The following is a 10,762-nucleotide window of genomic DNA, read 5'->3' as shown; positions in this document are numbered from 1 at the left end:
GCCGCTCGGGAACCCCACCACGGGGTAATGCTTTTTTACTGGCCTGCTTCCTGCTGGAAGCGGGGCGCATCATATCAAATGAGACGCCCCTGTAAAGCATTCCTTTAGGGAAATGACGCTGTTTGCCTGCTTTTTATCCGTAAAGGCGCAAAGCTAATCAATTCATTTTCCGAAAGATTAAAGAATGATGGTTCTGTTACCGTAGACAAAGACACGCTGCGCCAGCACCTGATACAGGGCACGACTCAATACGTTCTTCTCAACGTCACGTCCGGCGCGCATCATATCTTCTGCGGTGTAGGTGTGATCCACGTGAATCACGTCCTGCATGATGATGGGACCTTCGTCCAGATTGTCATTCACGTAGTGCGCGGTTGCGCCGATGATCTTCACGCCGCGCTCGTACGCCTGGTGATAAGGCCGCGCGCCAATAAAGGCCGGCAGGAACGAGTGGTGAATGTTGATAATCTTGTTCGGGAAGCGGGCGACGAAGGAAGGCGTCAGCACGCGCATATATTTCGCCAGCACCACGTAGTCCGGGTTATGCGCTTCAATGGCAGCAGCCATCAGGTTGTCGTGCTCTTCACGGGTATGGCCTTCATGGCTTACCAGCTCAAACGGAATATCAAAACGTTCAACCAGCGTGCGCAGGGTTTCGTGGTTGCCGATAACAGCGGCAATTTCTACGTCCAGGCCGCCGTAGTTGGCCTTCATCAACAGATCGCCCAGGCAGTGAGCTTCTTTCGTCACCAGAATCACAATGCGACGACGGCCCGCAGGATTCAGCTCACGCACGGAACCGTCCGGCAGCGCGCTGTCCAGATCGGCCAGCAGGGTGGTGTCGTTGAAAATGCCTTCCAGTTCGGTACGCATGAAGAAGCGACCGGTACGGTGGTCAACGAACTCGTTGTTCTGCACGATATTCAGTTCATGCTTGTAGCAAATATTGGTGATTCGTGCGATCAGCCCTTTTTGATCGGGACAGATAGTGCGCAGAACTTTACGTTGTAATGATTGCATCGCCGGGAAATCCTGTTTGTATTTGCGAAGTCTGGGTTGTCAGGCGTTACTGCCCGCAACACTTTTTGAATTTTTTTCCTGAACCACAAGGGCAGGTATCGTTACGACCAAACTGTGGGCGCGTACCGTCAATATAGTACCACTGCCCGCTTTCCTTTAAGAACCGGGAACGCTCGATAATGGCGCCAGGCCTGGCGTTCTCGGTAAAACGGGCAACAAAGCTGACAAAGCCTTCGTCGTGGTGGCTACCGGGTGAAGATTCAAACACGGTAAGCCCAAGCCAGTGGGTGTTGGCGAACCCGGCTTCGATCTCCTGTCGGAAATCGGCGGCGTGGCAGGACGGGTGCCAGGTTTTTATCAGGTAGTCTGCGTCTTTGATCACAAAAGCAGTATACCGTGAACGCATGAGGTGTGACGGATCCGGTGCAACCTGATTGCCAGAAAGATATCGCTGGCAACATAGGCTATACTCCAGAGCGCTACCACAGGGGCAGAGTTGAGACACGATTCTCTTCCTGGAACAAAAAATAAGGGCGTAAAACGCCTCGGGTAGCACTATGTTAACTGAGCAGTTGCGTTGACGCTATGTCAGGAATCCAGGGGAAGTAAAACAGGGCTAATGAGAAAGGTTAAAATTGGACTGGCGCTGGGATCAGGTGCAGCCCGGGGATGGTCTCATATCGGCGTGATTAATGCCTTAAACAAGATGGGCGTTGACGTTGATATCGTAGCAGGATGTTCAATCGGATCGCTTGTCGGCTCCGCCTACGCGTGCGGCAAGCTTCCGGATCTCGAAACCTGGGTGCGCTCCTTCAGCTATTGGGACGTGCTGCGTCTGATGGATCTCTCCTGGCAGCGCGGTGGGCTGTTGCGCGGTGAACGCGTCTTTAACCAGTTCCGCCGGGTGATGCCTCTCGAAGACTTTACTGACTGCCGGATGCCTTTCGGTGCCGTCGCAACTAATCTCAGCACAGGCCGTGAACTCTGGCTGACCGAAGGGGATATTCACCTTGCGGTGCGTGCTTCATGCAGTATTCCTGGGCTTATGGCGCCCGTGCCTCATAACGGTTACTGGCTTGTCGATGGTGGTGTCGTGAACCCGGTTCCCATCTCTCTGACGCGCGCCATGGGGGCGGACATCGTCATCGCCGTTGATTTGCAGCACGACGCTCATCTGATGCAGCAAGACCTTATGCCGGTCAATCTGCAGAGCGAAGATGCCGACATCGAAAAGCTTGCCTGGCATGAACGCCTGCGCGGAAGAATTGGTCGCCTGGCCGCACGACGCTCGGTTGCCGCACCGACGGCCATGGAGATCATGACCACCTCAATTCAGGTTCTTGAGAATCGCCTTAAACGTAACCGTATGGCTGGCGATCCTCCGGATATTCTTATTCAGCCTTACTGTCCGCAAATCTCTACCCTTGATTTCCATCGGGCTGAGGCCGCCATCGCAGCGGGCTCGCTAGCCGTCGAAAAGAAAATAGACGAGTTGCTGCCGTTTGTGCGAACAGCACGTTAAGCACCTTTTTTTGACTACTTCAGCAAAATCTGACAGGCGATAGTGCCGATAGCATGCCACTATTTAGTAACTGTCAGCCAGGGGAGGAACCATGACGCAGCCATTGGCCGGAAAACACATTTTGATTGTTGAAGACGAGCCCGTTTTCCGATCGCTACTGGATTCGTGGTTATCCTCGCTGGGAGCAAACACTTTACTGGCTGAAGATGGTGTCGACGCGCTGGAAAAAATGACCGGTATTACGCCCGATCTGATGATTTGCGACATCGCGATGCCGCGAATGAATGGGCTGAAACTGGTTGAACATCTGCGCAACGAGGGGGACCAGATGCCCATTCTGGTGATCTCCGCGACAGAAAATATGGCGGATATTGCCAAAGCATTACGTCTTGGCGTTCAGGATATTTTGCTGAAACCCGTCAAAGATCTGAACCGGTTACGTGAAACGGTATTAGCGTGCCTTTATCCAAATATGTTTAATTCCCGCGTTGAGGAAGAGGAACGCCTTTTTCAGGACTGGGACGCGCTGGTGAGTAATCCGCCAGCGGCGGCGAAATTGTTGCAAGAACTTCAGCCTCCCGTTCAGCAAACTATTTCCCACTGCCGCGTAAACTATCGCCAACTGGTGGCGGCCGATCAGCCTGGGCTGGTGCTGGATATTGCACCTCTGTCTGATTCCGACCTCGCATTTTATTCTCTGGACGTAACCCGTGCAGGGGATAATGGCGTATTAGCTGCATTGTTACTTCGCGCGCTCTTTAATGGATTATTGCAGGAACAGTTATCACATCAGGGACAACGGCTCCCTGAGTTAGGCAGTTTACTCAAACAGGTAAACCAGCTTTTTCGTCAGGCCAATTTACCCGGACAGTTCCCGCTGCTGGTTGGTTATTACCATAGCGGTTTAAAGAATCTTATCCTCGTTTCTGCAGGTCTCAACGCGTCACTGAATACCGGGGAACACCATATTCAGGTGAGTAACGGGGTGCCGCTTGGAACACTGGGAACGGCGTATCTAAATCAAATTAGCCATCGCTGTTCTTCCTGGCAGTGCCAAATTTGGGGTGCCGGGGGAAGGCTTCGCTTAATGTTGTCCACGGAATAAGCAATTGGATCTTAATTTTAAGATTGCTTTACCTGTGTTTTCTCGGGAGTGCTACTATCGCTGCCCAGATTCATGCGTATTTGTCCTAATTCATCGGCAACGCGTTCTTTTCAGACCCGGACTGCGGGGCGAGGCTGATATACTCAACGCGTTATTTATTGCATAAAAGTTCAAAACTTGAACAGCTCAGGAGAATTTGAATGGCTGCCCTAAATTCGAAAGTCAGAAAGGCCGTCATCCCGGTAGCGGGATTGGGGACCAGGATGTTACCAGCAACTAAGGCGATTCCTAAAGAGATGCTGCCTCTGGTTGATAAGCCATTAATCCAGTATGTCGTTAATGAGTGTATCGCGGCCGGCATTACTGAAATTGTGCTGGTTACGCATTCATCTAAAAACTCTATCGAAAACCACTTCGATACAAGTTTTGAACTCGAAGCCATGCTGGAAAAACGCGTTAAGCGTCAGCTGTTAGAAGAAGTTCAGTCTATTTGCCCTCCGCACGTCACCATTATGCAGGTTCGTCAGGGGCTGGCTAAAGGTCTGGGCCACGCGGTTATGTGTGCACATCCGGTTGTGGGTGATGAGCCCGTCGCGGTTATTCTGCCTGACGTGATTCTGGATGAATACGAATCCGATCTTTCCCAGGACAACCTGGCTGAGATGATCCACCGCTTCGACGAAACGGGCTGCAGCCAGATCATGGTTGAGCCAGTTGAAGACGTGACCGCTTACGGTGTGGTTGACTGCAAGGGCGTGAACCTTGAGCCAGGCGAAAGCGTGCCAATGGTTGGTGTCGTAGAGAAGCCTAAAGCCGACGTAGCGCCGTCTAATCTGGCAGTGGTGGGTCGCTATGTCCTTAGTGCTGAAATCTGGCCACTGCTGGCGAAAACGCCTCCAGGAGCAGGGGATGAAATCCAGCTGACGGATGCCATTGATATGCTGATCGAGAAAGAGACCGTTGAGGCTTACCACATGAAAGGTAAGAGCCATGACTGCGGTAATAAGCTCGGTTATATGCAGGCGTTCGTTGAATACGGCATTCGCCATAATACGCTGGGTGAAGAATTTAAAGGCTGGCTCAAAGAGAGTATGGGTATTAAGAAATAATCCAGGCGTAAATCTATGAAACCGGTGTGGCGCTGCCCACCGGTTTTTTTATGCCCATAAAACGCCATGACCAGCCTGTTTGTAAGCGAAACTAAATAGCCAAATAACGCTTTATGACGGAGTGTAAGAGGATGTTAGTGATAAATTGCGGGCAAAAAAAATCCCACCAGAGGCGGGATTTTTCTGAATTCGGCTTGATTAATCCTTGATCAGGAAGTCATCCAGCTGTTTACCTTGCTCATCCATAGCTTTCTTGATTACAGCAGGAGTACGGCCCTGGCCGGTCCAGGTTTTAGTTTCGCCGTTCTCATCTACATAGCTATATTTAGCAGGACGGGCAGCGCGTTTTGCTTTGGTACCGGTTTTTGCAGCAGCAATGCTGTTCAGCAATTCATTTGGATCGATACCATCAGCAATCAGCATTTCACGATATTGCTGCAGTTTACGCGTACGCTCTTCGATTTCAGCAGCAGCAGCGCTTTCTTCTTCGCGACGTTCATTAACTACAACTTCTAATTTTTCCAGCATTTCTTCGAGCGTTTCAAGGGTACATTCTCTTGCCTGCGCACGAAGAGTACGGATGTTGTTCAGAATTTTAAGTGCTTCGCTCATTGTAGTAATCTCAAACTTATAATGGGGGGTGGTTTGTTGACCTAATAATAGAGCCATAAATTCAGATGTGCAATAGCCAGTAATGTAAGGAATTCAAAAAATACTAAATAAAGCCGCTATTATTAATTACGCTAACTTAAATTTCCTCTTTGGCAGTCTCGCTTGTTATCACGATAACCTGCTTAACCCCGCCGCTTGCATCTTTTTTTTGTGACATTTGCCGCAGGAATTATAGTTGCGGCGGATAAATATCAGCCTTTTGTATTAGTTCCAGCCGACGGTGTTAAGGCAGGAATAGTTAATAAATAGTGAATTTTAATGAACGCAGATTCCACTATAAAAAGAAGTGTTATGTTTGGCTAACCATATAACCTATTCACCAGCATGATCGTCATTACTCTCTGTTTTAGCGGATTATTTTTGCGAAAAGAGGGCGTTTTACACCTTTCAGCACGGCATCGTTTGTGCGGCGTGTCGCTGATGACCAGACAAAATATGGTACAATGAATCATCGGGAATATTACACATTGATTAGGGTTTTACGGCCAATGGCACAACTTTATTTCTACTATTCGGCAATGAATGCCGGGAAATCCACCGCACTGCTGCAATCCTCATACAATTACCAGGAACGAGGAATGCGTACCGTTGTTTATACCGCTGAAATCGACGATCGCTTCGGTGCAGGGAAGGTGAGTTCCAGAATAGGCCTCTCTTCGCCAGCCAGGCTGTTTAACCCGCAAACTGACCTGCTGGAGGATATCCGCGCTGCGCATGCGTCAGAGCCCATTCACTGCGTGCTGGTTGATGAGAGCCAGTTCCTGACGCGTGAACAGGTGCACGCGCTCTCTGAAGTGGTTGATGAGCTCGATATCCCCGTTCTGTGCTACGGGCTGCGTACGGACTTCCGCGGGGAGCTGTTTGCCGGAAGCCAGTATTTGCTTGCCTGGTCAGATAAGCTGGTTGAACTGAAAACTATTTGTTTCTGCGGACGCAAGGCCAGCATGGTGCTTCGTCTCGACCAGGCTGGAAAACCTTATGCGGACGGTGAGCAGGTGGTGATTGGTGGCAATGAACGCTATGTGTCGGTCTGTCGTAAGCATTATAAGGAAGCGTTGTCCGTAGGCTCGCTGACGGCGATCCAGCACGACAACAGAAAATAATATCCGCCGTTATTCAGACATAAAAAAACCCGCCATACAGGCGGGTTTTTTCCTCAGGCTGTCAGTTAAGCGCTTTTCTTCGCTTTCTTGTCAGCTTTAATGACCGGAGCTTCTGTTTTCACAGCAGCAACGTCACCTTCTTTGAACTCACGACCGTAGTAGGTATCCAGCAGAATCTGTTTCAGCTCGGAGATCAGTGGGTAGCGCGGGTTAGCACCAGTACACTGGTCATCGAAGGCATCTTCAGACAGCTTGTCTACGTGAGCGAGGAAGTCAGCTTCCTGAACGCCTGCTTCACGGATAGATTTAGGAATACCCAGTTCAGCTTTCAGACTTTCCAGCCATGCCAGCAGTTTCTCAATCTTCGCAGCAGTACGGTCGCCCGGTGCGCTCAGACCAAGGTGGTCAGCGATTTCAGCATAACGACGGCGCGCTTGCGGACGGTCATACTGGCTGAACGCAGTCTGCTTGGTTGGGTTGTCGTTGGCGTTATAGCGGATAACGTTGCTGATCAACAAGGCGTTTGCCAGACCGTGAGGAATGTGGAACTGTGAACCCAGCTTGTGCGCCATAGAGTGGCAAACACCCAGGAAGGCGTTCGCAAACGCGATACCGGCGATGGTTGCTGCACTGTGGACACGTTCACGTGCTACAGGGTTTTTAGAACCTTCGTTGTAGGACGCTGGCAGGTTTTCTTTCAGCAGTTTCAGAGCCTGCAGAGCCTGACCGTCAGAGAACTCAGACGCCAGTACAGAAACGTAGGCTTCCAGCGCGTGTGTCACGGCATCCAGACCACCGAACGCACACAGAGACTTCGGCATTTCCATGACCAGGTTGGCATCAACGATAGCCATATCTGGCGTCAGCGCGTAGTCAGCCAGCGGGTATTTCTGACCTGTTGCGTCATCTGTTACTACCGCGAATGGCGTCACTTCTGAGCCGGTACCGGAAGTAGTGGTGACGGCGATCATTTTCGCTTTCACGCCCATTTTCGGGAACTTGTAGATACGTTTACGGATGTCCATAAAGCGCAGCGCCAGCTCTTCGAAGTGGGTTTCCGGATGTTCGTACATAACCCACATGATTTTCGCGGCGTCCATTGGGGAACCACCACCCAGTGCGATAATCACATCTGGTTTGAAGGAGTTCGCCAGTTCAGCACCTTTGCGTACAACGCTCAGGGTTGGGTCAGCTTCAACTTCGAAGAACACTTCAGTTTCGACGCCAGCCGCTTTCAGCACAGAGGTGATCTGGTCAGCGTAGCCGTTGTTGAACAGGAAACGGTCAGTCACGATGAGCGCACGTTTGTGGCCATCAGTAATCACTTCATCCAGCGCGATTGGCAGAGAGCCACGGCGGAAGTAGATAGATTTCGGAAGTTTGTGCCACAACATGTTTTCAGCTCGCTTAGCAACGGTTTTCTTGTTGATCAGGTGTTTTGGACCAACGTTTTCAGAGATGGAGTTACCACCCCAGGAACCACAACCCAGAGTCAGGGAAGGTGCGAGTTTGAAGTTATACAGGTCACCGATACCACCCTGAGAAGCAGGGGTGTTAATCAGGATACGGGCAGTTTTCATCATCTGACCGAAGTGGGCAACACGCTCTGGCTGGTTATCCTGGTCGGTGTATAGACATGAGGTATGACCGATACCGCCCATGGCAACCAGCTTCTCGGCTTTTTCTACCGCGTCTTCGAAATCTTTCGCACGGTACATAGCAAGCGTAGGAGACAGTTTTTCGTGAGCAAACGGCTCGCTTTCGTCAACAACTTTAACTTCACCGATCAGGATCTTGGTGGTCGCCGGAACGGTAAAGCCTGCGAGTTCAGCGATTTTATAGGCTGGCTGACCTACGATAGCAGCGTTCAGCGCGCCATTTTTGAGGATGATGTCCTGAACCGCTTTCAGCTCTTTGCCCTGCAGCAGGTAGCCGCCGTGGCTGGCGAAACGCTCGCGTACTGCGTCGTACACGGAATCAACAACAACTACAGACTGTTCAGATGCACAGATAACGCCGTTATCGAAGGTTTTAGACATCAGCACAGACGCAACAGCACGTTTGATGTCAGCGGTTTCATCGATAACAACGGGGGTGTTACCTGCGCCTACACCGATTGCTGGTTTACCGGAGCTGTATGCTGCTTTAACCATACCAGGACCACCGGTCGCCAGAATCAGGTTAATGTCCGGGTGATGCATCAGCGCGTTAGACAGCTCAACAGAAGGTTGGTCGATCCAGCCAATCAGATCTTTTGGTGCGCCCGCAGCAATTGCTGCCTGCAGAACGATGTCTGCTGCTTTATTTGTTGCGTCTTTCGCACGTGGATGTGGAGAGAAGATGATTGCGTTACGGGTCTTCAGGCTGATCAGCGATTTGAAGATAGCCGTTGAAGTAGGGTTAGTCGTTGGAACAATACCGCAAATGATGCCGATAGGTTCGGCGATGGTGATCGTCCCGAAGGTGTCGTCTTCAGACAGAACGCCACAGGTTTTCTCATCTTTATAGGCGTTGTAGATATACTCAGAAGCAAAGTGGTTTTTGATCACTTTATCTTCAACGATACCCATGCCAGATTCGGCAACGGCCATTTTAGCGAGAGGGATTCGAGCATCTGCAGCAGCCAGAGCGGCCGCGCGGAAGATTTTATCAACCTGTTCTTGGGTGAAATTGGCATATTCACGCTGGGCTTTTTTAACGCGCTCGACGAGGGCGTTCAGTTCAGCGATATTAGTAACAGCCATAATGCTCTCCTGATAATGTTTAAACTCTTTTAGTAAACCAGCGCTCGATACGTCAGACAGTATAGACAGTGCCAATACGACTTGCGTTACATAAAGTAAAACAAAGGGTTACTTTATGCTCCAGTACACTAATTTACTAAAAGAGCCTTACCTTAGCATCATCCCTTTTTGTCAGGTGACCTCCCTGGGGGCGTAATCAAGATTACTCACTTCTGAGTACGGAAATCATGATCTGCATCAATTTTCCACCAAGCTGATACCTTTCAGCAGGGTTATTTAATGGATATATTTCCACTGTTAATTAATTAAGTAACTATTGGAAGTGACGCTATCATTGTCTCAACATATGTTTAACATTCTGAAATGCTAACGTTTTGGCACAGATTTCTGGTGAAGTATGCTAATAAAAAGCGTATCTTCAGCGCGATTTTTCCTAACAATGTAACTGTCCCGGGCATGCGCAAAAGCGGAGCAAAACGTGATCCAAACGCTCTTTGATTTTCCAACGTATTTCAAATTTTTTATTGGTCTGTTTGCCCTGGTCAACCCGGTGGGTATCATTCCTGTCTTCATTAGTATGACCAGTTACCAGACGGCGGCGGCCCGGAACAAAACCAATCTTACCGCTAACCTGTCTGTGGCAATCATTTTGCTCACCTCGCTTTTCCTGGGTGATGCCATTCTCCAGCTCTTTGGCATTTCGATTGACTCCTTCCGCATTGCAGGCGGGATCCTGGTGGTGACCATTGCCATGTCCATGATCAGCGGTAAGCTGGGTGAGGATAAGCAGAACAAGCAGGAAAAGTCAGAAACCGCCATCCGCGAAAGTATCGGCGTGGTTCCGTTGGCATTGCCCCTTATGGCCGGGCCGGGTGCCATCAGTTCAACTATTGTCTGGGGCACGCGTTACCATAGCCTCATGCATTTGATTGGTTTTTCTGTCGCGATTGCCGTTTTCGCACTCTGTTGCTGGGGCGTATTCCGCATGGCGCCGTGGCTGGTACGCCTGCTGGGGCAGACCGGCATCAACGTTATTACGCGTATCATGGGGCTGCTGTTAATGGCACTCGGGATCGAATTCATTGTCACGGGTATTAAAAGCATTTTCCCCGGCTTGTTACATTGATATTTCATATGAAAGAACGGCGCTTCGGCGCCGTTTTTTTTGTATCAATATCAGCAAATCATATAAATAAAGTTGAAAAGCTTACCTGTCATAATAAATTCTACTAATAATGTTCATCTCATATATTTCATAGAGTTATGAATTCATCTCAAGCCTGCCTGCACAGAAAATCTTCGAACGCACTGTTATTTTACTCACACGATAGTCTTGGGCTTGCTGCGGGATAACCGAAATGATATTAGTAATTTCAACATTTCGTTAGATGAATGTGCTAAATAATAATCAATTGTTAAATTTTCGTACAAAACTACGCGATGAAAATGCAGCGACGCGCCTGAACGGAATATCTTCCATATTGGTT

The 10,762-nt window shown here is 49.7% G+C and carries 9 protein-coding genes; 5 read left to right on the top strand and 4 right to left on the bottom strand.

The annotated features are described in order from the left end of the window. Positions 1-177: 177 nt before the first annotated feature. Positions 178-1,020, bottom strand: a complete 843-nt coding sequence (gene purU, locus IM284_RS21955; protein ID WP_028013439.1) for a formyltetrahydrofolate deformylase — start codon at positions 1,018-1,020, stop codon at positions 178-180. Positions 1,021-1,066: 46 nt separating this feature from the next. Beyond that, complete coding sequence (locus tag IM284_RS21950; RefSeq protein WP_041909602.1) at positions 1,067-1,525, bottom strand: YchJ family protein; 459 nt, start codon at positions 1,523-1,525, stop codon at positions 1,067-1,069. Between the two features lie 114 nt (positions 1,526-1,639). On the opposite strand from IM284_RS21950, the gene rssA reads away from it, so the two are divergent. The 3 genes from rssA to galU all read left to right on the top strand — a co-directional run bounded on the left by rssA (position 1,640) and on the right by galU (position 4,756). After that, on the top strand, positions 1,640-2,542 hold the full coding sequence (gene rssA / locus IM284_RS21945; protein WP_047368711.1) for a patatin-like phospholipase RssA: 903 nt from the start codon (positions 1,640-1,642) through the stop codon (positions 2,540-2,542). A 91-nt stretch (positions 2,543-2,633) separates the two neighbouring features. After that, entirely contained in the window at positions 2,634-3,647 is a 1,014-nt protein-coding gene (rssB, locus tag IM284_RS21940) for a two-component system response regulator RssB (RefSeq protein ID WP_028013436.1), read from the top strand. 200 nt (positions 3,648-3,847) lie between these two features. After that, positions 3,848-4,756, top strand: coding sequence for a UTP--glucose-1-phosphate uridylyltransferase GalU (galU, locus tag IM284_RS21935; protein WP_028013435.1), 909 nt, complete (start codon positions 3,848-3,850; stop codon positions 4,754-4,756). A 198-nt stretch (positions 4,757-4,954) separates the two neighbouring features. Here the strand turns inward: galU and hns are convergent, their stop codons facing one another. Beyond that, complete coding sequence (gene hns, locus IM284_RS21930; protein ID WP_028013434.1) at positions 4,955-5,368, bottom strand: histone-like nucleoid-structuring protein H-NS; 414 nt, start codon at positions 5,366-5,368, stop codon at positions 4,955-4,957. A 548-nt stretch (positions 5,369-5,916) separates the two neighbouring features. Here hns and tdk point away from each other — a divergent pair. After that, on the top strand, positions 5,917-6,531 hold the full coding sequence (tdk, locus tag IM284_RS21925; RefSeq protein ID WP_028013433.1) for a thymidine kinase: 615 nt from the start codon (positions 5,917-5,919) through the stop codon (positions 6,529-6,531). 65 nt (positions 6,532-6,596) lie between these two features. Here tdk and adhE read toward each other — a convergent pair whose 3' ends face one another. After that, positions 6,597-9,275 (bottom strand): bifunctional acetaldehyde-CoA/alcohol dehydrogenase, encoded by a 2,679-nt coding sequence (gene adhE / locus IM284_RS21920; RefSeq protein ID WP_028013432.1) that lies wholly within the window; start codon positions 9,273-9,275, stop codon positions 6,597-6,599. A 478-nt stretch (positions 9,276-9,753) separates the two neighbouring features. Here adhE and IM284_RS21915 point away from each other — a divergent pair, with 478 nt between their 5' ends. After that, positions 9,754-10,401 (top strand): YchE family NAAT transporter, encoded by a 648-nt coding sequence (locus IM284_RS21915; RefSeq protein WP_047368710.1) that lies wholly within the window; start codon positions 9,754-9,756, stop codon positions 10,399-10,401. Positions 10,402-10,762 lie beyond the last annotated feature (361 nt).

Source organism: Enterobacter cloacae complex sp. P12RS (assembly GCF_014895875.1).
In the GTDB taxonomy this organism is placed as follows: Bacteria; Pseudomonadota; Gammaproteobacteria; order Enterobacterales; family Enterobacteriaceae; genus Enterobacter; species Enterobacter bugandensis.
The sequence above is the reverse complement of the archived record's forward strand: the minus strand, read 5'-3'. Positions and strand labels throughout refer to the sequence as shown.

Bases quoted from the DNA above. Each gene is read 5' to 3' on its own strand.
- rssB (WP_028013436.1), top strand. From the start codon at position 2,634: ATGACGCAGCCATTGGCCGGAAAACACATTTTGATTGTTGAAGACGAG.
- purU (WP_028013439.1), bottom strand. From the start codon at position 1,020: ATGCAATCATTACAACGTAAAGTTCTGCGCACTATCTGTCCCGATCAA.
- hns (WP_028013434.1), bottom strand. From the start codon at position 5,368: ATGAGCGAAGCACTTAAAATTCTGAACAACATCCGTACTCTTCGTGCG.
- adhE (WP_028013432.1), bottom strand. From the start codon at position 9,275: ATGGCTGTTACTAATATCGCTGAACTGAACGCCCTCGTCGAGCGCGTT.
- tdk (WP_028013433.1), top strand. From the start codon at position 5,917: ATGGCACAACTTTATTTCTACTATTCGGCAATGAATGCCGGGAAATCC.
- rssA (WP_047368711.1), top strand. From the start codon at position 1,640: ATGAGAAAGGTTAAAATTGGACTGGCGCTGGGATCAGGTGCAGCCCGG.
- galU (WP_028013435.1), top strand. From the start codon at position 3,848: ATGGCTGCCCTAAATTCGAAAGTCAGAAAGGCCGTCATCCCGGTAGCG.